Origin of the sequence: Phyllobacterium myrsinacearum (assembly GCF_014138285.1) — a bacterium.
Lineage (GTDB): Bacteria > Pseudomonadota > Alphaproteobacteria > Rhizobiales > Rhizobiaceae > Phyllobacterium > Phyllobacterium myrsinacearum_A.
Genome location: NZ_JACGXN010000010.1, coordinates 23233 through 45263 on the forward strand (window position 1 = coordinate 23233; position 22031 = coordinate 45263).

Annotated in this window: 20 protein-coding genes and 1 pseudogene; 17 read left to right on the plus strand and 4 right to left on the minus strand. The window is 55.5% G+C overall.

Annotation, left to right across the window (positions count from 1 at the left end):
• Positions 1 to 89: 89 nt before the first annotated feature.
• Positions 90 to 755: pseudogene (locus FHW16_RS22455) on the minus strand (IS6 family transposase).
• A gap of 353 nt (positions 756 to 1108) precedes the next feature.
• On the opposite strand from FHW16_RS22455, the gene FHW16_RS22460 reads away from it, so the two are divergent.
• The 14 genes from FHW16_RS22460 (at position 1109) to FHW16_RS22525 (ending at position 15263) form a co-directional block, all read left to right on the plus strand.
• On the plus strand, positions 1109 to 1318 hold the full coding sequence (locus FHW16_RS22460; protein WP_182551526.1) for a hypothetical protein: 210 nt from the start codon (positions 1109 to 1111) through the stop codon (positions 1316 to 1318).
• A gap of 438 nt (positions 1319 to 1756) precedes the next feature.
• Positions 1757 to 2494, plus strand: a complete 738-nt coding sequence (locus FHW16_RS22465) for a DUF2092 domain-containing protein (protein WP_246711904.1) — start codon at positions 1757 to 1759, stop codon at positions 2492 to 2494.
• On the plus strand, positions 2491 to 2817 hold the full coding sequence (locus FHW16_RS22470) for a hypothetical protein (RefSeq protein ID WP_182551527.1): 327 nt from the start codon (positions 2491 to 2493) through the stop codon (positions 2815 to 2817). The genes FHW16_RS22465 and FHW16_RS22470 overlap by 4 nt, the downstream gene beginning before the upstream one ends.
• A 77-nt stretch (positions 2818 to 2894) precedes the next feature.
• Positions 2895 to 3884, plus strand: coding sequence for a formylglycine-generating enzyme family protein (locus FHW16_RS22475; RefSeq protein WP_246711905.1), 990 nt, complete (start codon positions 2895 to 2897; stop codon positions 3882 to 3884).
• The gene (locus FHW16_RS22480; RefSeq protein ID WP_182551528.1) at positions 3868 to 6249 is read left to right on the plus strand and encodes an arylsulfatase; all 2382 of its coding nucleotides are present in this window, start codon (positions 3868 to 3870) and stop codon (positions 6247 to 6249) included. Before FHW16_RS22475 ends, FHW16_RS22480 begins: the two co-directional genes overlap by 17 nt.
• A gap of 462 nt (positions 6250 to 6711) precedes the next feature.
• Entirely contained in the window at positions 6712 to 6873 is a 162-nt protein-coding gene (locus FHW16_RS22485; protein ID WP_182551529.1) for a hypothetical protein, read from the plus strand.
• A gap of 539 nt (positions 6874 to 7412) precedes the next feature.
• Positions 7413 to 8288: a transporter gene (locus FHW16_RS22490; RefSeq protein ID WP_348643925.1), complete on the plus strand. Its 876-nt coding sequence runs from the start codon at positions 7413 to 7415 to the stop codon at positions 8286 to 8288.
• A 113-nt stretch (positions 8289 to 8401) separates the two neighbouring features.
• Positions 8402 to 9403, plus strand: a complete 1002-nt coding sequence (locus FHW16_RS22495; RefSeq protein WP_246711906.1) for a helix-turn-helix transcriptional regulator — start codon at positions 8402 to 8404, stop codon at positions 9401 to 9403.
• Positions 9404 to 9636: 233 nt separating this feature from the next.
• A complete protein-coding gene (locus FHW16_RS22500) occupies positions 9637 to 10665 on the plus strand; it encodes a DUF1254 domain-containing protein (protein WP_182551530.1) in 1029 nt (342 codons plus the stop codon).
• A gap of 63 nt (positions 10666 to 10728) precedes the next feature.
• Entirely contained in the window at positions 10729 to 11550 is an 822-nt protein-coding gene (locus tag FHW16_RS22505; protein ID WP_246711907.1) for an acid phosphatase, read from the plus strand.
• A 49-nt stretch (positions 11551 to 11599) separates the two neighbouring features.
• Positions 11600 to 12397, plus strand: coding sequence for a hypothetical protein (locus tag FHW16_RS22510; RefSeq protein WP_182551531.1), 798 nt, complete (start codon positions 11600 to 11602; stop codon positions 12395 to 12397).
• Positions 12398 to 12557: 160 nt separating this feature from the next.
• The gene (locus FHW16_RS22515) at positions 12558 to 13778 is read left to right on the plus strand and encodes a hypothetical protein (protein ID WP_182551532.1); all 1221 of its coding nucleotides are present in this window, start codon (positions 12558 to 12560) and stop codon (positions 13776 to 13778) included.
• A gap of 395 nt (positions 13779 to 14173) precedes the next feature.
• Entirely contained in the window at positions 14174 to 14863 is a 690-nt protein-coding gene (locus FHW16_RS22520; RefSeq protein ID WP_182551533.1) for a Crp/Fnr family transcriptional regulator, read from the plus strand.
• A 139-nt stretch (positions 14864 to 15002) separates the two neighbouring features.
• Positions 15003 to 15263: an addiction module antidote protein gene (locus tag FHW16_RS22525; RefSeq protein ID WP_348643926.1), complete on the plus strand. Its 261-nt coding sequence runs from the start codon at positions 15003 to 15005 to the stop codon at positions 15261 to 15263.
• Between the two features lie 393 nt (positions 15264 to 15656).
• Here FHW16_RS22525 and FHW16_RS22530 read toward each other — a convergent pair whose 3' ends face one another.
• Positions 15657 to 16496 (minus strand): arginase family protein, encoded by an 840-nt coding sequence (locus FHW16_RS22530; RefSeq protein ID WP_182551534.1) that lies wholly within the window; start codon positions 16494 to 16496, stop codon positions 15657 to 15659.
• A 44-nt stretch (positions 16497 to 16540) separates the two neighbouring features.
• Between FHW16_RS22530 and FHW16_RS22535 the strand changes: the two genes are divergently transcribed.
• Positions 16541 to 16945, plus strand: coding sequence for a cytochrome c (locus FHW16_RS22535; protein ID WP_182551535.1), 405 nt, complete (start codon positions 16541 to 16543; stop codon positions 16943 to 16945).
• Between the two features lie 124 nt (positions 16946 to 17069).
• Here the strand turns inward: FHW16_RS22535 and FHW16_RS22540 are convergent, their stop codons facing one another.
• Positions 17070 to 17966: a DMT family transporter gene (locus FHW16_RS22540; RefSeq protein ID WP_182551536.1), complete on the minus strand. Its 897-nt coding sequence runs from the start codon at positions 17964 to 17966 to the stop codon at positions 17070 to 17072.
• Between the two features lie 160 nt (positions 17967 to 18126).
• Here FHW16_RS22540 and FHW16_RS22545 point away from each other — a divergent pair, with 160 nt between their 5' ends.
• Complete coding sequence (locus FHW16_RS22545) at positions 18127 to 19014, plus strand: LysR family transcriptional regulator (RefSeq protein ID WP_182551606.1); 888 nt, start codon at positions 18127 to 18129, stop codon at positions 19012 to 19014.
• Between the two features lie 396 nt (positions 19015 to 19410).
• On the opposite strand, the gene FHW16_RS22550 is transcribed toward FHW16_RS22545, so the two are convergent.
• Entirely contained in the window at positions 19411 to 20325 is a 915-nt protein-coding gene (locus tag FHW16_RS22550) for a LysR family transcriptional regulator (protein ID WP_182551537.1), read from the minus strand.
• Positions 20326 to 20358: 33 nt separating this feature from the next.
• Between FHW16_RS22550 and FHW16_RS22555 the strand changes: the two genes are divergently transcribed.
• Positions 20359 to 21663: an alpha/beta fold hydrolase gene (locus FHW16_RS22555; protein WP_246711908.1), complete on the plus strand. Its 1305-nt coding sequence runs from the start codon at positions 20359 to 20361 to the stop codon at positions 21661 to 21663.
• Positions 21664 to 22031 lie beyond the last annotated feature (368 nt).

The following is a 22031-nucleotide window of genomic DNA, read 5'->3' on the forward strand; positions in this document are numbered from 1 at the left end:
GTGCAGATGGACAGTGAAGGCTGACCGTTTAATGTGGGTTTTGTTGCAACTGCTGAATGGAAGCGCAAAGAGGCGTGATACGAAGCCAATTATGTGGCAAGAATTTCGAACTGCTCAGCCCGGGACGGATTCGGATTGCAGGCAAACCTCGCCTGTCGTTTGCGCATCATGTGGACCATTTCGATGCAGGACAGGATGATCGCGGCTGTTGCCTGTGATTTGAATCCAAGCATTGGCCCGACGCGGCGCTTGATGCGCCGATGGTCCTGTTCAATCCGGTTACTCAGGTATTTACTCTTGCGGATTTCGATCAGCTTCAGCCGGCGTCGAGGGCGATCCTGCAAACGATTTGTGGTGTCACAGGAAACGATAGCCTCCAGGTTGGTCTGACTACCGTCGATGACAACGCGGTCGGGTCGGCACCTTTCTGAAGAACCGCTTGGCCGACAGCAAGTCACGCTGCTCGCCGACACTGTCGATGGCGCGCGCGGTAGAGGTACATCCACTGGCCGCGGACCTTGATGTACGTCTCGTCGATATGCCATTTGCCGGTAACGCTCCGCTTGCGTGGGTTGAAAGGCTCCAGCAGTTGCGGGGCATAACGGACCGTCCAGCGGTGAATACTCGTGTGGTCGACGGGCAATGCCCCGCTCGGCCATCATCTCTTCCAGATCACGCAAGCTCAGACTGTAGGCCAGGTACCAGCGCACGCAAAGCAGGATCACCGACTGGTCGAACTGGCGGCCCTTCAACATTTAATCCTCCGAAATGTCAGAGGTCCTCCTTGCCACAGTGCCGGTACTCAAAACGTTGCAACACAACCAACACTTGTCTATGGCCTTTGCCTTCTGCCGAGTCAGCTTTCTCATGACGGCAACAGCACCAGTGGTTGACGAGAACAAGTGACTTCTATTTGCACTATTTCGCCTGTGTCCGCATCAAGCGCTGAAACGACCTTACACGGCACGATAATCCATTCACCCGTTCACCTGACATGACAATAATTGCGCCGCATGCATAGGCAAGCATGTCGTGCCAATCAAGCGTGGCTCCAATGACAGTGCGTAGTATCGGAAAAGAAATATGAACACCAAAGGGATTTGTTGCAATGGCTGAATGGAAGCGCGAGGAGATGCTGCCTGCGGTAAAAACGTCTGTTCCGATATGCCAATTTGCCACATCCGGTCAGCAATGGGCAATCCAAGCTTCGTCTGCTTCAACACCGCGACAGTCTGCTCAACAGAAAAACAAGGTTCTTCATCGGCAATTCTCCTCGCCAACATTAGAAATTGAACGGGAAAACGAACAACAAACATAGACCACATTTAAAAACGTCACCTCACAGACATTGGCCCAAAATGGCAAGACCGGTGATCCGGCTATGCTAGAAACACGCTGATTAGACCTTGTCGGTCGATCACGTCATGATTGGTTGGATGGCGTTTGCTGCTGTGGATAGCCCCTGTGGAGTGGCTCAAGCGGGGCATTAGTCAGATTGAATGAAGATGTGCTGGAAGTTCGATGGACTGTTTTGAGTGCTGCTATTCTTTCATGCTCAGCCGTCTCAGCTCAGTTCGGGATCTCTACCGGCGAGGCCTTTGGGCGTATGCTCCATTGCCGGGAAGGGTAGGTAGGTTTCAGCGCACGCCAGGCGCGCTATTTTCGAGGTAAGGCCGTGAAAAAATTGATACTTGAACGATGGCATAAAGTTTCCGCTTCGCGCATGCGTGTATTGGCGTTAAGCGTGGCGGCCGGCATGGCGTTCACACCCTTGGCAGCTTCGGCGCAGGCGCAGGTTGTCATCGACCCGGCCGCGGACAAGATTCTCAGCGCCATGACCAGCAATCTAAAGACGCTTTCGACTGTCAGCGCCGATTACGACGCCGATCACGAGATCGTAACCCTGGAGGGTCAGAAGATCCAGTACAGCGCGTCGGGTTCCATTGAACTCGATCGCGACAAGGGCTTCCGGATCACTCGCAAGGGACCGTATGCCGACGTGGAAGTAACATTCGACGGCAAGATGATATCGCTCTACGGCAAGGGAATGAACGTGTTCGCGCAGATCGAAAGTGCCAGCCCGAGTGTTGAGGACGCGACCAGGGAGTTCCGCGAATCTACCGGCCTCGATGCTCCTGGAGCTGACTTTCTGGCGAGCGATCCTTATGCCGTTCTGACCGACGGGGTCACTGAGGGAACCATCGTTGGCTCGGCCATTGTCGGTGGCGTCGAATGCGATCACCTCGCATTCAGAACCGATGCCGTCGATTGGCAGATCTGGATCAGCAAGGGCGACAAGCCGTTGCCGCTCAAATACGTCATCACAACCAAATGGGTCACCGGCGCGCCGGAATACACACTGCGGCTGAGAAGCTGGAAGACCGATGGGATCGATGCCGCCCGGTTCGCTTTCTCCCCGCCTGCGCGCGCTAAAAAGCTCGAACAGGTGCATGCCGATGTCACCGGCGAACTGTCACTCCAGGCGGGAGAATGAAGATGCCCAAATTGTACAGCAGACTCTTGGTGGCTGCCATCGCTCTGTTGGCCATGCTCACGGTGGACAGTGTCCTGCCGCTGCCGTTCAGTCCGTTCGTTTCCGAAGCTCAGGCAATTATCGGACGGCCGTTGACGCCATATAGCGTGGCCGGCGTTGCCCGACGCACTACACGCCGGGTCGTTCGTCGCACCACGATGTATGCCGCCACTCTGCCTGGCGGCTGCATCAGCACCAGCGTCTATGGCGCCGTGGTGTGGCGCTGCGGCAGTGTCTACTACCAGCCCTACGGCGGGCGCTACGTTCAAATCTACGTCGATTGAACCTGCAGCGAGACGCATGGGTAACTGCACCGTGCGGCACAATATGCATCTGATTATAGGTTGACGGGGGATCGGCTATGCATACGGATACCGCTCGAGCGGGTTTTCTGTCGGAACGTGCGCGAGACGGCATGATCTTCGTGGGCGCGGGAACGTTCTGGATGGGTTCGGATCGTCACTACCCCGAAGAGAGACCGGCTCACCGCGTCAGTGTCGATGGGTTCTTCATTGATGAGACTCCTGTCACCAATACTCAGTTTGCAGAGTTCGTGGCCGCAACCGGATATCGCACGTTTGCCGAATCTGCGCCTGATCCACGAGATTATCCCGGCATACTGCCCGAGATGTTGTATGCGGGGTCGCTGGTTTTTCAAGAGCCGACGGGGCGTGTCGATCTTCACGACTGGACACAATGGTGGTCGTTTCTAGAGGGCGCCAACTGGCGTCGTCCCTATGGTCAAGCTAGTAGCATCGAAGGACGAGATGATCATCCCGTCGTCCATGTCGCCCACCACGACGCGTTGGCGTATGCTCGGTGGAAAGGCAAGGATCTTCCTACCGAAGCCGAATGGGAGTTCGCCGCCCGAGGAGGGCTCGATCAGGCCGAATTCGCTTGGGGATCGGAATTAACCCCTGCTGGCCAGCATATGGCCAATACCTGGCAAGGACCGTTTCCGACGGTCAATCATAACCAGGACGGATACTCCCGCACGTCCCCTGTGAAAGCCTTTCCGCCCAACGGATATGGTCTCTACGACATGATTGGAAATGTCTGGGAGTGGACATCCGATTGGTTCTCCTCGCAGCACGAAGCAGACACGATGAAAGCCTGCTGCATCCCCCAAAATCCTCGCGGGGGGCTTGAGTCTGCCAGCTACGATCCGTGTCAGCCTGAAATTACAATACCGCGAAAGGTCTTGAAGGGCGGATCGTATCTTTGTGCACCAAATTACTGCCGTCGCTATCGGCCTGCTGCCCGCCATCCCGAAGCGATCGATACTTCGACAAGTCATGTCGGATTCAGATGTGTTATTCGAAACGGAGAACCCAATGAAAAAGCCTCTTAATACTCATCTTGGAGCACTCTGGCTGGGCGTGAGCACGTCCCTCCTTTTGTTGGGATCGCCTGTGCTAGCCCAGGAATCATTGCCCTTTCCGTCAACCCCTTCGGGGAGCAAGGCCGGACCGACGATTGCTGAATCGACCTATAGTCCACTACCAGCACAATCGCACCTTCCAGCCAATGCACCGAACATTCTCGTTATCATGCTCGATGATGTCGGCCCCGCACTCCCGTCGACTTTTGGTGGCGTCATCAATACGTCCACACTCAGCCGTCTTGCTGACGATGGGATCTCCTACAATCGCTTCCACAATGCTTCCGTGTGTTCTCCCACGCGAGCAGCGTTGCTGACGGGACGCAATCCTCACCGCGTCGGGTTCGGTCAGATCGCAGAACTGGCAAACGACTGGGACGGTTATTCGGGACGCATTCCGCGCACGTCGGCGACCGTAGCGAAAGTGCTTGGCGATTATGGTTATGCGACGGCCGCATTCGGCAAATGGCACAACACGCCGGCCAACGAGACCACGGCCGTCGGCCCCTATACGAATTGGCCGGCGGGGCAAGGGATCGGTTTCGACTACTTCTATGGCTTCCTTGCCGGGGAATCCTCGCAATGGGAGCCTGCGGTGGTCGAAAACACGGTTCGCGTGAATCCTTCCGAGGGCAAGAAAGAATATCACTTCACCGAAGACATGACCGACAAGGCGGTCTCATGGATGAAGCAGGAGCGTGCGCTGACGCCGGATCGGCCTTTCTTCATGTACTGGACTCCCGGTGCCTCCCATGGTCCGCATCACATCTTCAAGCAATGGGCGGACAAATATAAGGGCAAGTTCGATGGCGGCTGGGATGCCATGCGTCGGGATATTTTCGCGCGCCAGAAAAAGCTCGGATGGATACCGGCTAGCACCCAGCTAACACCCCGGCCGAGCACACTTGCTGCATGGAACGATATTCCGGAGGATGAGAAGCCATTCCAGCGGCGGCTGATGGAAGTGTTCGCTGGATACACCGAACATGCGGATGCTCAGGCCGGCCGGCTTATAGATGCCCTGGATGAACTCGGCATACGTGATAACACGCTCATCTTCTATGTCTGGGGCGACAATGGTTCGAGCGCCGAGGGCCAGAATGGCACGGTTAGCGAACTTCTGGCGCAAGGTGGTATTGCCTCCGAGGTCAAGGACCACATCCGCACAATGAACGAACTCGGCGGTCTGGATGTGCTCGGATCGCCCAAGGCCGACAACATGTATCATGCCGGCTGGGCTTGGGCGGGTGCCACACCATATAAGTCCACAAAGCTTATTGCTGCGCATTTCGGCGGGACACGCACGCCGCTCGTGGTCTCATGGCCCAGCAGGATCAAGCCCGACAAGACGCCACATCCGCAGTTTCACGATGTCAACGATATCGTTCCGACGATCTACGACGTCCTGAACATCCAGCCGCCAAAGCTGGTTGATGGCATCACGCAGGATCCGCTCGACGGCACCAGCATGACATACAGCTTCGACACTCCCGCTGCGCCTGACCAGAAGAAGGAACAGTATTTCGAATTTATGGGCAGCCGCGCCATGTATAAGGACGGCTGGATAGCTTCGGTCTTCGGGCCGAGAATACCTTGGCAAACGGGCATCGATCCGTCGATCGCGAAATGGTCACCCGATAAAGATGTGTGGGAGCTCTACGATCTCAAAAACGACTTCTCACAGGCGAACGACGTCGCGGCAGCGCATCCCGAAAAAGTCGAGGAGCTGAAGCAGGCGTTTGCCGTAGCTGCGCAAGACAACAAGGTATATCCCGTTGGTGGGGGATTGTGGTCTGTGGTCTTCCATCCGGAAGACGCGCCATCCAATCCGGCCAAAGAGTTCCACTATACCCAGGATGTCGTCGGCGTACCTGAGTTCACCGCGCCCAGACTGGGAGCACGAAGCAATCTCGTCACCATCGACGCAGAGCTGCAGCCAGACTCGAAGGGAGTACTCTACGCTCTTGGTGCCTTCTCGGGCGGGGTCTCATTGTGGGTCGAGAACGGCAAGCTCAGCTACGAATACAATCTGTTCGAGATTGAACGGACCCGGATCGAAACGTCCACTCCACTTCCGACCGGAAAGGTAAAGATTGAAGTCGAAACACGCGCGACCGGCGGCGCACGCTCTGCGTTCGACATCGTCATCCGCGTGGACGGTAAAGAGGTAACCAAGGGTCGTGTCCCTCGCTCGGCAGCGCTCCCGTTTACTGCCAATGACGCCTTTGATGTCGGCCAGGACAGCTATTCACCAGTCTCACTTGCATATTTTGAACGCAAGCCATTTGCATTCAATGGAAAGATCAATCGCCTTAAGGTCGTGTATCTAAATTAAGCGGTCGCTTGCCCACGTCGAGTACTCGTCGACTGGAAGCGGAGATCGAAGTAGAACTCCGCTTCCAGGAAAGAACCCAACTAAAACTGTTGCGGTGAGTTAACGCACGATGCCGCGGGAAAACACTCCCGGCTGGAACGCCATCCCTATTGCCTGGACAGGCAGCTGAGTGGGCATCGCACCACATAACCGGAGATTGACCGTCGATGAGCGTTGAAGGCACCAGCTGCGAGAACTTGCCAGAAAAGCCGATGAGTACATAGCCCGATCCGGAGCATCAGCTGGTGTTTCTGGCATACCATGGCGGCCCTTTCCAGGAGATGCAGAGGTGCCTTTCCATTCTGCGCGACTGCACCCCTCGTGGCCGGGCAGCGGACGCTTGTCTTCAGCAGTCTCGCATGGCTTGTTCCGCCTCCCCTTTCACTTTCGTCCACCCTTCCACTGGAGCCCGGCTCGTTCATCATGGATTTCGGCGCCTGGGCAAATTTCCTGATCGCCATCAGCGCCTTTGTTCCTGCGGAACAGCAGGTCGAGCTGGGCCTGAAGCCGTATCTATCCTGCCTAACCTCGCCGGACACGGATATGCAAACCGGTTCCGCCGATCCAACCAGCAATATTGCTTGAACGGTACGTCTCAGTCATTGGGCGCATCGGTCTTCCAGGCAGTGTGCCGACTTCCTGTAGTGGCCAGCCATTGGGACGGTCGCAATTCGCGGTTCCAGGGCGCACTCGGAACATAGCCGTCTGCGATGGATTCCAGCGCCGGACAGCCATTGGCACAAAATGGCAAGACCGATGATGCGCCTCTGCTAGAAGTGACTCAATTAGAATTTGCCGGTCGATCGCGCAATGATCGGTTGGGTGGCGTTTTCTTGCTCCGTGTCGACCTCTGGTGGAATGGCACAGGGGCCGTTAGTCAGGAGGAGCACTGTGGCCTGGGCCATGGAAGAAAAGGGTTGCGCGTTCCGCATTCGCCCGTGACATACGCGGCACTTTCTTCTCCAATCGCTTCATTCGACGCGATTCATTGCCCAAAATTCGCGTAACAATTTCTCCTTGGTGATCCGATCTTGCCGAGATGTGGGCTACAAAAAAACAATGATAATAAAAGCAAATTCCACATTGGAAACTGTGTCGATCGGCACAGTTTCCAATGTGAAAACGTGAAACGTTACAAATCGCATGGTCTGTTTGGGGAGGGGTGGAAAATGCAGTGCATAAATGATCTGTTCAGTGGGCGTAAGCGGCCCTGTGCCACGATTATTTCGACTATTGGCTTTATGGCATTCAACCCTGGCGCGGTTTGGTCGCAACCTTCTGCTGACGATCTGTCGCAACAATTAGCCAATCCGCTGGCCAGTCTTATCAGCGTTCCCCTGCAAAATAATTTTGATTTTAAGGCCGGTACCGGCAGAGGCGGCTTTGCCTACGGGCTCAACATTCAGCCTGTTATTCCATTCAGTATAAACGATGAGTGGAACATTATATCACGTACGATCATACCGTTCGCCTATCGGGATTATACGCCAGGTGGAAGCGTTTCCGGTTTGGGCGATATAAATGCCAGCCTTTTTCTGTCTCCCAAAAACGCAGGTCCTGGCGGTTTGATATGGGGCGCAGGTCCCGTGTTTCTTCTGCCCACGGCCACCGACGACTATCTTGGTAGCGGCAAATTTGGACTTGGGCCGACAGCGGTAGCGCTTGTCCAGCGAAAAGAATGGACGGTCGGCGCTTTGGGCAATCATATTTGGTCCGTTGCTGGATCTTCGAGCAGGCAAGATGTCAGTGCCAGTCTGTTGCAGCCATTTGTTTCCTATAATTTTGGCCACGGAAGATCGATGTCGCTCAGCGTGGATTCAACCTATGACTGGGAGGCCAATCAATGGACAGTGCCAATCAATTTGGGCGCTAGCCAGGTTTTCAAGATCAATGATCAGGCTATGAGCATTCAACTGGGCGGGCGTTACTACGCTGATGGACCCGCGGGCAGTCCAGAATGGGGGCTGCGCACGACCCTGACATTTATGTTTGCCAAGTAAGTCAGCCGGATGCGTTGGCAATACAACGGTGAAATTCACTGCTCTCACACGTCGCAATTTCGATGAAATCTTGGCAAGTGAAAGCGTCAACCACGTGAGCGCGACTAGGTGCAATGGCTACCATCCCCATAACTCGCAGCCAGTTTCTTCTCCCTTTTATCGGAATTCTTGATGAAATTGGTGCGCCGACGAATTCACTTCTGGAAAAATTTCGGCTGCCATCATCTCTGGAAACAAAAAGCGATCTCTACGTCCCGCTCTTGCCGGCAATCCACTTTATTGAAACCGCCCAGAGCATCCAGGGCATTCAAGATTTTGGCTTCCTGGCCAGCCAGCGCCTGCATTATTCCCATCTGAGAGAAAAGACCAGAGCGCTGATCGCTCACTCCCCGACACTGCTTGTTGCGTTGCGGCACGCCTGCAACTGGGCGTCACGGGAGGACACGATCCTGAGCATGTGGATCGAACACGATAACGATCACGTGCGGGTTTGCAGCAGGCTGGGCAGAGCAAGCGCGCTCCTGCATCTGGAGCATGCGCAATGGCTTCAGAATATTTTCTCTGTCTACATCGTCCGCCAATTCGCAGGGCCCAACTGGATGCCGCCGACGATGGCATTTGAAGCTCGCTATACGCCGAGTGCGGTGACGCAATCCTTCTGGCCAAAAGTGCGCTTCCTGTCTGAACAGCATGCCGCTTGGATCAGCATACCGATCCCGTGTCTTAGTCTCTCCAATCGTTCGACCGAATTGTTTCCCTCATCGCATGAGCATGAGGATGGACCTTCTGGATATGACATCGTCGAAGTGCTCAAACTGATGTTGCCATCCTATCTCGATGGAGCCGTTCCAACACTTCCCGAGGTCGCGGAGATGGCGGGCGTCAGCACGCGCTCCTTTCAACGCAAACTCTCTCACGTTGATTTTGCATATTCCGATATACTCGATATCGTCAGATTTGAGCGCTCGAGCGCCCTTTTACGTGATACCGATTCCAAGATTATTGATATCGCATTTGCTTCTGGATACTCTGATCCGGCACATTTCAGCCGTGCATTCCGGCGAATAGCCGGTGTTACGCCGCGGCAGTTTCGCGCGCAAGCGCGGTTACGATAAGTGTTTCTCTCGGAATAATTGTCGCCGTTCCTCTTGAATAGGAGGAATGCCGTTGCCGGATAGACTTTGGCACAAAATGGCAAGACCGGTGATCTGCCTATGCCTAAAACGGACTGATTAGAATTTGCCGGTTGTTCACATGATAATCGGTCAGATGGTGTTTTGCATGCCCCGTGTCGCCCCCTGTGGAATGGCACGGGGTCGTTAGTCAGTTTGAACGAAGAGGTATATCCATGTTCCGCTCGGTTAGGATCAGTCTGGCAGTTGCTTCGGTTGTATGGGCCAGCGGAGCATTTGCCGAGACATCAGGCAGCAAAATGCCGGTCACAGTTGATAATTTCGTCCGCGCGGAGACCGACCATTACCTCACAGCCAATGCAAGGGACATAGGCGGACTGGGCAAGTTCAAGCACTCCCGCGAGCCCGTACCGGTCGATAAGCAAACGGTCATCCGCATGAACCGGGATACGCTGTATTCGTTTGCGGTATTTGATCTTGCTGGAGGGCCGGTAACGCTGTCGCTGCCTGACGCGGGCAAGCGCTATATGTCGATGATGGTCGTCGATCAGGATCACTACCTGCCAATCGTCGCCTACGGGACGAACCCGGTTACGCTGACGCAGAAGTCGGTTGGTACCAGATATGCCTTTGTCGCTGTCCGGACGCTGGTTGACCCCAACGATCCGAAGGATCTCGACGAGGTCCACAGGCTTCAGGATGCCATCAAGGTCAGCCAGAAGGAGACAGGCAAGCTCGATCTTCCAAACTGGGATGAAGAGGGCCTCACGGACATCCGCAATGGGCTGCTTTCGCTGGCAAAACATCAAACGTCGTATCACGGTTCCTTTGGAGCCCGCGGCGAGGTCGATCCGATCCAGCACTTAATTGGCACAGCTTCTGGATGGGGTGGCATTCCGGAAAAGGACGCCATGTACCCGAGTTTTACTCCCGAGAAAAACGATGGCAAAACGGTTTACACCCTTAACGTGCCAAAGAGCGTGCCGGTGAAGGCTTTCTGGTCGATCAGTGTCTACAACGCAAAAGGCTTCTTCGAAAAAAACGATTACAATGCCTATTCGATCAACAACATCACTGCGACGAAAAATGCCGACGGATCGGTGACCGCCCAGTTCGGTGGTTGTGACGGCAAAATCCCGAACTGCCTGCCGATCGTTGAGGGCTGGAACTACACTGTTCGGCTGTATCGTCCGGAGCCAACCCTTGTGAGTGGCGAGTGGAAGCTTCCCGAGGCCAAGCGCTAAAACGAGTCCCAGCGGGAACCACGCGCAGATGGTACCCGGAACTATATCTTGAGGAGCAGTTGGATGTTGTCAAAGATCTGTCAAATGGCCCTATTCACCGCCGTAGCCCTATCTGGTCAAAATATAAGTTGTGCGGTAGCGGAAACGGCTGTTGGGCCGAAGGTAACTGATCCACATTTTCATCTGGCGCCGGGCTATCTGCAATCGAGCGAACTTCCCAACGGTCTCGTTTTACTTGGGCCCCCTCCAGCGGACGGAAGTGCGGAGTTGGCGCGTGACGAGGCTGCCAGAGAAGCTGTGATAGCGCTGCGCGGAAAAGCGCGCTGGGATCTCGCGCGGAAAGACGCCGATTTGCAATTCCCACAGCCTGCGAAGAATTTTTCTTGTGCCATGGGCGCGGATATCAGCGAAGAGAAGACACCGCATCTCTATCGTCTGATGCAGCGAGTGCTGACCGATGCAGGGTTGTCGACCTATGGCATCAAGAACCAGTACAACAGAATCCGTCCTTTCGTCGTGCACAATGAGGGCACGTGTCAGCCAGACGAAGAAGCTGTGTTGCGCCAGGATGGCTCCTATCCATCGGGGCACACTGCTGGGGGCTGGGCCTGGGCGCTTACTTTGGCCGAAGTCAATCCAAAGCGAGCCGACAAACTGCTCCAGCGCGGATTGTCGTTCGGGCAAAGCCGGGTGATTTGCAACGCTCACTGGCAAAGTGATGTCGACGGGGGGCGCATTATGGGCGCCGCAACGGTTGCCAAACTCCATAGCAATGCCGAATTCCTTGCCGATATTCAAGCCGCGCGCAAGGAATTGGAAACAGCCAGTTCCCCGACAGCCGACTGTGCTGTTGAGGACGAAGTGCTCTCAGAGCAAAAGCGCTGACAATTCTTTCTCCAAACAAATCACCGCAGCGTAATTTCCGGGGGGACCAATGCATCACTATAGGCTACTCGCGCTTTCACTGGCTGCGTTGATTGGCAGCCAGTCTGTGGCTGTTGGCGCGGATATTCCGTTGACGCCCGCCGTGCCTGAATTTGACAGGCGGGAGATCAAACCGGACGGATGGCGTTTTAGCGCGAGTCCTTATTTCTGGGCCGCTGGTATCAGCGGCACTGCGGGTCAATTTGGGCTGCCTCCTGCAAAAATGCAATCCGACTTCGGCAGCCTTTTCAATGACCTTGACTTCTCGTTTATGGGTGTCATTGAAGGGCATTATGATCGCTATAGTCTGTTCAGCGATATCATTTATACAAAAATATCGACAGGTGGTCAGAGCCCTCTTGGCGTATTCAGCAAAAGTGTCGATGTTACATCCCAGACGTTTTCCGGCTTTTTCGGTGGAGGTTACAGTCTGCTTGAAGATGGAAGAAACCGTCTTGATGCAGTAGCGGGAGGACGCGTCTGGTATGCGAGCACGAAAATCTCCTTTAATGGCGGATTGTTTGACGGACACAGCGGTCGCGACAGTGCCACTTGGGTTGATGCTGTCGCTGGCATAAGGGGAAAGTATTTCCTCACAGACAATCTGTATTTAAGTGGTTGGGGCGTCGTGGGTGCCGGACAGGCAAAGCTCGATTGGGACCTGGCCGGAACACTCGGATACCAATTCAGGGGCAACCTATCGGCGGTCGCAGGCTATCGCGCACTTGGTGTCGACTACAGTCGGGATGGCTTCGTCTACGACGTGGTTCAAAAGGGACCAATATTGGGTATGGTGTTCCATTTCTAGCCCCGGGCGGACAGATGGGAAAGCGGCCGTTCTCCTGATATCGGAGGCGGTCAAACATGCCCAGGCGCTCAGATCATCAGAATGCGCACAGGAAAGACAACCGCCGTTGATCGCAGCATGACGTCATCGAGGATCGCTATTTCAACAAATGGATTGCGAAATGAACGATACATGTGACCAGAGATCAGCGAATACGGAAAATCCACCCCTGAGTGGCGCGCCTGTTCTCGGGGAATTTCTTGTCTCCCACGGCGGGCCGTTCTTTGAACTTCAACGGCAAATGAAATTGCTTCGCCACAATACGCTTCGCGTCGGGCCCCGAGCCGCCCTGTTTGTGGCCTTGGCCTGGGGCGTTCCCTTTCTGCTTGGCTTACCGCGCAATTTCTCTGTGGAGCACAGCCATGGCGCCTATCTTGCTGATCTTGGAGTATGGGCGAAGTTCTTCATCGGGATCGGTGCATTTGTTCTGGCCGAACAACAGGTCGAAGCAGGCCTGAAGGCCAGGTTATCCCATCTTGTGCGCGCACCCATCATAGCTCCGACATTCATCCCGACCGCCGCAACCATCGTAGCCTCTACGCTTCGCGAGCGCGATTCCCGCATGGCTGAGTTTGCCTGCCTGGTCTTGGCGCTTTTCGCCTCGATCCTCTCCTTTCTTAACCTCCACGCGACAGAAGCATCGTCATGGGCGGTCGAACATCTCGCCGCCGGCAATCGCGTGACGCTTGCCGGCTGGTGGTCGATCTGCGTCAGCCTTCCATTGTTCGTGTTTCTTCTTGCGCGGGGAGGGTGGAGGCACTTCTTGTGGGCGCGCATGCTGCGCAAACTTGCAAAGCTTGATCTTCGACTGGTTGCAACCCATCCTGACGGCAAGGGCGGATTGGCGTTTCTGGGACAGTATCCGAATGCCTATGCCATTTTTGTCTTTGGATTGAGTTGCGGCATTGCGTCGGTAGTCGCCAAGAGCCTGGCCCAAGAAGATCCCTCCATAACAACGCTCAGTATGCTCATGAGCGGTTGGCTCGCGATCATCATCGGCGTCTTCGCCTATCCGCTCTCTGCCTTCACCCTTCCTCTTCTTCGATTGAAGGAGGAAAGCCTTTCGTTGCTGGGAACTCAGGCAACGCAATTTTGTCGATCTGTAGAGCGGAAGACCCTTGGTCGGAACGTGTTTTCCGATTCCGCGTCCGAGCCTGACACGGAGCTTTCGGACCCAAGCAAGCTCTATGACGCGACACGCAAGCTTTCAACGATCCTCGTTGACAGAAGCGCCGTGGTGCCGGTTGCGGCCGCAGCCCTCATTCCTTTCGCAGTGGCGGGCGCGACGAAACTACCCTTCAAGGAGGTGCTGTCACTCGTGAAGAAATTGCTCCTTCTTTGATGCATATGGCCGATCAGCAAGCAACGGTGAACACGGCAACCGTCATACGCTCCAAAGCGAAACGGGCCTCAATCAGGAGTTAAAAGCGCGGGGATACCGGTCCTTCAGCCCAGCATCAATCGTTGAGCGATGAAACTCACGGCCACACGCGCGCGGCGGAACAATTCAATGTGGATGAGCAGGCATCAGGACGTGAGCAGCCATCAAGCGTCGCCGCCCGCAAAACGCTGACCATGCTTTCAATCTCAGCCTCGGTTCCTGGCCAATTGACTTTCAATTAAATGGAAAGAAACCGCCTTGCCCCTGATCGTCGCGGCCTCTTTTTTCTCGTCATAAAGTTGGTACAAGGCTTTTGAACGGGACATTGTGTCAAACCGCACAATAAGGAGAAGAAAATGGCGCGTATGTCACGGGCGAATGCGGAACGCATCATGTGCGAGGCCGGCTGGCTGGCTCAAATGCCCGAAGCCTTCAGGGTGCGCCTGTTCGAAAATGCGCTGCTTTTGAAGTTTGACGCAGGCCAGGTCATATTTCGTCCAGGTGACCCTGCCGGTGGCATCTATGGTCTTGTCTCAGGGACTGTGACAGTGGATACCGCGCCTCTCGATTCAACGCCGCGCCTGATCCACATCGCCGTACCCGGCGGGTGGACCGGCGAAGACAGCTTCATGACCGGCAAGCCTAGACGGATAGAGCTCTTCGCGAGGAGTGAGACCTGGGTGATGCATGTGCCACTCGATAAGATGGAGCAGATGGCCGCCTCTGACCCTGACAACATTCGCGCTTTCGGCGTCATTTCGATCCTGGCGGCCGATAAACTTCTCAGGATCGTGCATGATCTGCAGAAAAAAAGTGTCAGCTCCAGGATTGCCTCAGTCCTGCATCGCATGTCATGGGCGACGGATGTCCCGATTTTCGTTTCCCAGGAAAATCTCGGTATTTTGACGAACACCTCACGCAAGCAGGTCAACAATGCCATCCAACGTTTCATCGAGGCGGGTTGGATTGAGACGGGTTATCGCTCCATAACCGTCACCAACCCCTTGGCTTTGCGGCGACATGCGGAACAGGATGTGGTGGACTGACATGCTTCAGTGACCGGCGACAAGCCTCGCAGATTATTTGGACGACATTTTGATCTTGCACGCATCGCGACATTTCTACCGGAAACGCGATATCAGACGCGCCGTCGCAATGGCAAAAAGAATTAGGAAAGGAACGGCCATGAAGGGTTACACCAAATTTGACGCTTCCGAATTTCTCGATAGCGAGGAAATGATTGCAGAATATCTTGCAGCAGCTCTTGAGGATGGCAACCCTGATTTGTTCATCGCAGCGTTCGGTGATATCGCAAAAGCCCGGGGCATGGCAAAAATTGCCGGACAAACCGGACTTGGACGGGAGAGCTTGTATAAGGCGCTAAAGCCGGGTGCAAAGCTACGCTATGAGACTGGTGCAGAAAATAGTCTCAGCCCTTGGTGTTAAGCTGACGATCGAGTCCGCCAAAGTAGCGTGATCGGCGAGGGGAACTGTTCCGGTTCCCTTCGGACACCCCTATCCCTGCGCTTGCCGTTCAAATGAAGGGGACTTTCGTCGCTTGGACCCTCTTTTTCTTGAATCTCGATCTAGTTCTTGTCACTGTCTGCAACGTCTCGCGCAATTGGCCGTCGCGATCCTGGCTGCTTTATTTGCCCGGTGTTGCGTTGCGCTCCCCGAGATGGGCAAGTAGCCGGGAAACATGTTCAACCCGGGTAGATTCTCTAATTACAGGGCGCTCGAAACTACCAACCCGAACACCCAATTGCTCAGTTACGTATGCCAGCAAAGGGCCCGGTAGACATTCGTCCGGATCGAGCTTGGCAAAGTGCGCTTGTCAATCTACTGCTTGAGGTGTGAATAGTCCCCCATCTTCGTGATGAGTGGTTCGACCGCATCAAGCAATGCATCTGGTGAAATGGCTGCGCCATTACTTTCCCAAGCATTTTGAAGCTCCGCAATTTCAAGGCCGATAACTTCGCTTTCGGCCATAACGGTGCAGAGTTTGTTAAGCTGATCTAGGTCGATGCCGCCTTCGTGTGAGTAATCGGTTGGAACGATGCCGGGATTCAGAACGTCACAGTCGAGGTGAACATAGACCGGGCGGCCGGAAATTGCAGCCCTCAGTTTATCAACCATACCGTCTTGTGGTTCGATCAGCGCTACCTTGCCATCATCTATCAATTGTTGTTCAGGCGGGTCCAAATCACGCACCCCAACAAGTATCACCTTGTAAAGGTCCAGGCTATGACCCAAACCGGAATTCCATAATCCCACTGCGCCACCCAGCGCAAGCCCACCCAAATAGCCCGACGTCGTGGTCTCAGGAGTATTGAGGTCGGCATGGGCGTCGTACCAAACAATCACGGCATCGGGGCGATGCTGCGCAACCACTGGGAGAGTTGAAAGCGCCACAGCGCAGCGGCTTAAAGCTGTGAGAATACCCTTCCCTCTTTTCATCTGTATCTCATAATGGGCTGACATGGCTCGAAGGGACGGCATGGCGGCTTCTAGCTCAGGTTCCCAGTTACCATTCAAGGCTGCTTCGGGCTCACCAATAATTGTTGGTTTAATGCCCAATCGAGCCTCGTAAGCTGCCCCGACAGCCTTGGCAGCTGGTATAGCAAGATCATTGTGATCACCCGCACGACCCTGAAAGACTGTGAGCGCAATTTCATTCATGTGATATGTCCGTGTTTTGAAGCGTCGCAATAGGACACTCAATTATGTTCGCCATCACGCAAGCTAAATTCATAAAATTCAAAATAGTTTCCAGCATTGCATTTTCTATCGTGCTTTGTGGATCATCATCCGCTTTTGCTGATAGTGGTAATGGAAAGAAGCTCTTTTCTGAAAGATGTGCAATGTGTCACGGAACCGATGCCAAAGGTTCAGGACCGTTGGCGAATAAAAGTGAACCCCCAACACCTGACCTGACGAGAATGGCATTCAAGAAACGTCTGCTCGATTATCCAGGAGTCATTGTGTCATCAGTAATACTTCGCCCGAACGGAGATCTAATTCCCAAAACCCTGCGAGAAAATGGTGTAAAGCTACCTTCGCATGCGTGGACAGTTAAAGATTTTCGGGACCTGAATGAATACCTGACCGGTGTGATTTTAGAAAAGTGAATGCACCACCGGCCAAAGCCGGTGACTTCTTGTCACGGCTGGATGCCGGATTGGTCCGCCATTCGGCGGACTTGGCGCACCACGGCCGGCACAACTCCAAATACCGGCCACCCCAGCTTGTTGCTCAAGTGCGTGATGTCATCCACACGCCCACCAATGTCACCACTAGCCCGACGAACATCGCAAATGTCAGGGGTTCTGAAAACAGCATCCATGCCCACAGCATCGTCACGGGCGGGCTGAGATAGATCGCCGCGCTCACCTTGGCAACGGGGAACAGCCGCAGACTGGTATAGTAGACGGCATACGCGAGGAACGTCGCGATCAGGACCAGCCAGATCATCCCGACCGCGAAATCACGGGTCATCGGTGGAATAAGGCTGCCCTGCGTCAACGCGCACAGGCCGAAGAGAACCGAACCCATCAGTGTCTGGATACAAAGGCTCTGATGGACAGGCATATGCAGCGTCTTGCGTTTCCTGTGCAGGACCGAGGCGACAGCGAATATCAGCATGGAACCCACCGTCAGTGCGTATGCCCACACCGGGGCCGTACCAAAACCCAGGCTGTCGAAGGACACAATCAAAACACCGATGACGGCAATTGCAGTGCCCAGCCATTGCCGTGCGGTCAACCGTTCGCCAAGGACGGGTTGTGAAAGGACGGCGATCGCCAGCGGAAGAAGGTCGGCGATGAGCGCGACCAGCCCCGTGGGCACTTTTTGCTCGATAGCCAGCGCGAAGCCTCCCAGATACAGGAACACGGCCATGATACCGAACAGAGCCTGATCTCTGACCGCACGCATGGATATGCCCGGCCCGATCGCCAAAGCGAAGGGCAGAAGGATCAGTCCCGAAAGCAATGTCCGCCAGAACAGCAGAAGCATGACACTCGCCTCCTTGTTGGCATACCGGATGCCGACGAAGCCTGAACTCCATCCGATGATCAGGAGAGAGGCGAGCAGTGGCCATAGCAAAGGATGGCGGCTCGCGGTGATGGAAGGAAGAGAAGTGTCGGTCATTAAGCGCTCTGATGCGAGGAATACGATCCACTGATATGCGGATCGCACAATATGCGCACATGACAAATTTCGATGGCGACATGACAATTCACGAATCAGTGTCATGACGGGCGTCGTTCGTGATAAGTTTCTTTCTGGAAAGAACGAAACGGATATGGCCATGAATGAACTCAACAGTCGCCGCCTCGAGATCGACGCTTTGCGGGCGCTTTCCGCAATCCGCCAACATGGCGGCATTACCAGAGCGGCCGTCGCTCTGGGCCTCTCACAGTCGGCCGTGAGCCATAAGATCAAGAGGCTGGAAGTCAGCCTCGACTGCGAGCTGCTCGGCCGGAAAGCGGGCGGTCCGATGTTTACCGCTACAGGAGAAGACTTGCTCGACTACGCCGGGCGTATCCTCGGTCTGCATGACGAGGCTTTGCTCAGCCTTTCGAAGACCACACTCGCGGGTAGGCTTGCCCTCGGACTCACCGAAGACACAGCGTGTACAGACCTCGCCCGAATTCTGGGACGATTTCGGCGTGTGCATCCGAACGTTTCGGTCCGTACCAAGGTCCGTATGAGCCTCGTCCTGCGCGCCATGCTAGAACGTGGCGAGCTGGATGCCGCAATCGTTCAGCTCTTCAGCCACGAAGTGCGACCAACCGACATTGTCCTCTTTCGTGAAGACCTTCACTGGGTGAAGCATCCGGATTTGGCGCTACCGCGGGACAGTCCGATTCCGTTTCTGTCGTTTGACGACGAGTGCTTCTACCGTCAGTGGGCCCTGGACATCGGCCAGGACGATGTTGTTCTCGAGACCATCTTCGAGTGCACGAGTGCCGCCGGTATCGTTTCGGCCGTCAACGCGGCCATGGGCGTGGCGCTCCTGAGCGACCGCCATATCCGTGGCGAGATGCACGTTGTCGTTGAACGACTGCCTCGGCCGCCAGCCTTGGCGTATGTCGTCCGCCGAGCAAGGAAATCGAGGAACCCGGCGCTGGACAGCTTGGTCAGCGAGATTGAGAGAGACATTGGCCGTCACGGAAGTTTGGCTCTCGCCGGCTGACAGCCATGACGCAACTACGAGTGACATTTGCCTATTGAAGCATCCGGGTTGCTTCGGTAACCGACTGATATGGCCGCTGTTGGTCCATAGTCGCCATGGCTATCGAGCCCATTGGTCCTTACGCAGAATCCAGGTTTTTGGTCAATGTGCGAGGGAAACACCGCTTGCTGCCAAGTCATAAAGGGGGTGTTTGCGGGAGGGGGCGAAATGCCGAAGATGTGGTTTGATTAAAACCCTTTGGACACCGCCGACTGTGACGCCCCTGTCCTGCGGGCGGCGGTGAGTAAAGCCACCCTGTCTCAACAACTGCAAGGAATGCCTCAAGTTCGCTCAGTCGATCCATCTTGCTCTCCGAGGGCATGGATGGGCGAAACATTATGGCATTTCGCTAGGTTTTTACATACGGGCGGGAAGATAGGACCGGCCCTTCAGAAACGCGACGAATGCACGTAATGCCGCTGACTGGTGTCGACGGCTTGGAAAGTAGAGGTAGAGCTCTTCCAGCGGGGAAGACCACGCGGGCAGGACCCGTGACAATTTTTCAGCGTTGAGGAGGTCGAATATGATCGCAGCTGGAGCGCTAACAATTCCTAGACCCCTCACGGTCAGCTCAATCTGGGAGGCGAGATCGTGAACGATCGTTGCCGCCGGCGGGGCGATCTGTACGGTCTCGTCAGCGCATTGCAGGGTCCATGGTATGATCAAGCCGGTGATCTGACTGCGGCACATCACGGCGCGGTGCTCGAGCAGATCGCTTGGAACGCGCGGCGTCGCCCGCGCATGAAGATAGGCAGGTGAGGCCACGAGAACCGCTTCAGACGTGGACGCGACGGGGACGGCCACCATGTCCTTTTCAAGGCAATTCCCATAGCGCAATCCTGCATCGTAGCCCTGTTTGATAATGTCGATCAGGCGCGCTTCGACCGAAATCTCGAGCTCCACCTCCGGATAGGCGTCCTGGAAAGCCACTAACGTCGCAGCGATAAGTAGGTCGAAGGGCGCACGCGGCATGGTTAGGCGCAAAGGGCCGGACGGCTGTCCGCCTCGCCCCGCGGCTTCCTCTGCCGCCAGCCTCAACTGCGACAGGGCAGGGGCTGCCGCTTGGAGATAGTCGGTGCCTACGTCGGTCAAACTTACACTTCGGGTCGAACGGCGCAAAAGCGGTGTACCGATCCGCTCCTCGAGACCGCGGATCGCCTGGCTTGCCGCCGATGGCGAGATGCCCAGACGCTTCGCGGCTTCCGAAAAGCTGCCAGTCTCGGCTACAGCAACAAACACAGCGACGCCTTCGATTGGATTTTTCTGACGCAATTGTTTTCACTTTGAAGTTTTACTTCAGACAACATGCGCGATTATCGGGCTAATCGCAAGAAAATGATCGACCTACATTATGAAGTGCGGCGGTTCAACATCGTTTCATTGATGGCAAAAAACGGGGCGTGCTTGAGCCTCCCCATTAGCAAAACAGGCAAAACCATCAGTAAGCAAGTTTATGTTCAGCAATCAGCAAATGGAGGACACGATATGACAGGCCAGCTCTCACTGATCCGTACGGCCGCCGGACTGACGTTAAATCGACGTTCCATCCTCCTCGGGATTGGCGCCGCCGCCCTGTCGGGCGCAGCAGCGGGAAAGCCCGCCTCCATGCTGGTTTCGCGCACTCTCAGCACGCCTCGTCATACAACGCGCTACATCGAATGCGGACCGGCCGACGGACCGCTGATGATCTTTCTCCACGGCTGGCCGGGCAACGGTTTGATATGGCACGCCCAGATTGACGCGTTCGCGGCCGACGGTTGGCACTGCGTGGCTCCTGATCTGCGCGGCTACGGCGGTTCTTCCGCTCCTGTTGCCAACGACGCCTACACCGTCGAGGAAGTGGTGACAGATATGGCGGAGCTCCACGACCACCTTGGCGGCAAGCCTGCGATCTGGGTTGGCCACGACTGGGGTAGTCCTGTCGCCGGTGCGTTGGCCGCGCATGAGCCCAAGCGCAGCCGTGGCGTCGTCCTCACCTCGCTGGCGTATTTTCCTGGCGCGTTCGCCCTGCCCACGCTCATCCCGCTGGTCGATCGAACGCTTTACCCGGCTGACCAATATCCCGACGGTCAATGGGACTACTACCGTTACTACAAAACGCACTTCGAGGCGGCGGTCGCCGACCTCGACGCAGACCTGGAAGCAACGCTGGCGTCGGTCTATCGACCTGCCAGCCCCAACGCAATCGGCAAGATTTCGCCGTCAGCGATGATCACGCGCAACGGAGGGCGCTACGGCGCCGCGCATCGCGCCCCGCCGACCCAACCTGATCCGGCTCTCTGGCCGCCGGCGGATTTCGACGTGATGGTAGAGGGGTTCAAAGCTCGTGGTTTCCGCCCCGCGTGCGCGTGGTACCTGAACGATGACGCCAACATCGCCTACGCTCGCATGGCGCCCAATGGCGGCCGCCTGTCGCAGCCGGTGCTGTACGTCAACGGCGACTTTGATCAGATCTGCAGCGTGGCCGGAAATCGCCAAGGCGAACCGATGCGCGCGGCCTGCGCAGACCTAACCGTGGTGAGTGTGCCCGCCGGACATTGGCTGCCGCTGGAACGCAAGGCAGAGCACATCCTGGCCATCCGTACTTGGCTCCAGAACGAGAAGCTTTGATGGCGGAAGTGGGAAAATGAAAGCCCAGACGCGGAACGGTTGCCCTATTCTGGTTAAGCCGCTCCGCCGTGTTTCGCATCGGATGGCCAGGGAAGTTCTGCACGACACGCCATCGGTCGCGCTAAGGCAGGATGGGCTGATGATAGAATGAACTCTGCCCGCCTGAAAAACTCGATTCTTTATCGATATCATTAATTCCACGCTCCAAGGCAAAAATCCCGAGAACTTGCCGCTCAGTCTATCGAACTACGGCAGATGGCGTATGGCGCAGGTTCGACTGACGTGACAATGCCGGTCGTTTTCTTGAGCGTAAAATGCCACTATATTTGCATCATAAAAGAAACACTTGTTCAAAAACGAAGGGGAAA

Coding starts and splice junctions, on each gene's coding strand:
- FHW16_RS22510 (WP_182551531.1), top strand. CDS start 11,600: ATGCATCACTATAGGCTACTCGCGCTTTCACTGGCTGCGTTGATTGGC.
- FHW16_RS22495 (WP_246711906.1), top strand. CDS start 8,402: ATGGCTACCATCCCCATAACTCGCAGCCAGTTTCTTCTCCCTTTTATC.
- FHW16_RS22520 (WP_182551533.1), top strand. CDS start 14,174: ATGGCGCGTATGTCACGGGCGAATGCGGAACGCATCATGTGCGAGGCC.
- FHW16_RS22540 (WP_182551536.1), bottom strand. CDS start 17,966: ATGACCGACACTTCTCTTCCTTCCATCACCGCGAGCCGCCATCCTTTG.
- FHW16_RS22525 (WP_348643926.1), top strand. CDS start 15,003: ATGAAGGGTTACACCAAATTTGACGCTTCCGAATTTCTCGATAGCGAG.
- FHW16_RS22460 (WP_182551526.1), top strand. CDS start 1,109: ATGGCTGAATGGAAGCGCGAGGAGATGCTGCCTGCGGTAAAAACGTCT.
- FHW16_RS22505 (WP_246711907.1), top strand. CDS start 10,729: ATGTTGTCAAAGATCTGTCAAATGGCCCTATTCACCGCCGTAGCCCTA.
- FHW16_RS22545 (WP_182551606.1), top strand. CDS start 18,127: ATGAATGAACTCAACAGTCGCCGCCTCGAGATCGACGCTTTGCGGGCG.
- FHW16_RS22480 (WP_182551528.1), top strand. CDS start 3,868: ATGAAAAAGCCTCTTAATACTCATCTTGGAGCACTCTGGCTGGGCGTG.
- FHW16_RS22555 (WP_246711908.1), top strand. CDS start 20,359: ATGCGCGATTATCGGGCTAATCGCAAGAAAATGATCGACCTACATTAT.
- FHW16_RS22530 (WP_182551534.1), bottom strand. CDS start 16,496: ATGAATGAAATTGCGCTCACAGTCTTTCAGGGTCGTGCGGGTGATCAC.
- FHW16_RS22470 (WP_182551527.1), top strand. CDS start 2,491: ATGAAGATGCCCAAATTGTACAGCAGACTCTTGGTGGCTGCCATCGCT.
- FHW16_RS22515 (WP_182551532.1), top strand. CDS start 12,558: ATGAACGATACATGTGACCAGAGATCAGCGAATACGGAAAATCCACCC.
- FHW16_RS22465 (WP_246711904.1), top strand. CDS start 1,757: ATGGCGTTCACACCCTTGGCAGCTTCGGCGCAGGCGCAGGTTGTCATC.
- FHW16_RS22535 (WP_182551535.1), top strand. CDS start 16,541: ATGTTCGCCATCACGCAAGCTAAATTCATAAAATTCAAAATAGTTTCC.
- FHW16_RS22475 (WP_246711905.1), top strand. CDS start 2,895: ATGCATACGGATACCGCTCGAGCGGGTTTTCTGTCGGAACGTGCGCGA.
- FHW16_RS22485 (WP_182551529.1), top strand. CDS start 6,712: ATGGATTTCGGCGCCTGGGCAAATTTCCTGATCGCCATCAGCGCCTTT.
- FHW16_RS22500 (WP_182551530.1), top strand. CDS start 9,637: ATGTTCCGCTCGGTTAGGATCAGTCTGGCAGTTGCTTCGGTTGTATGG.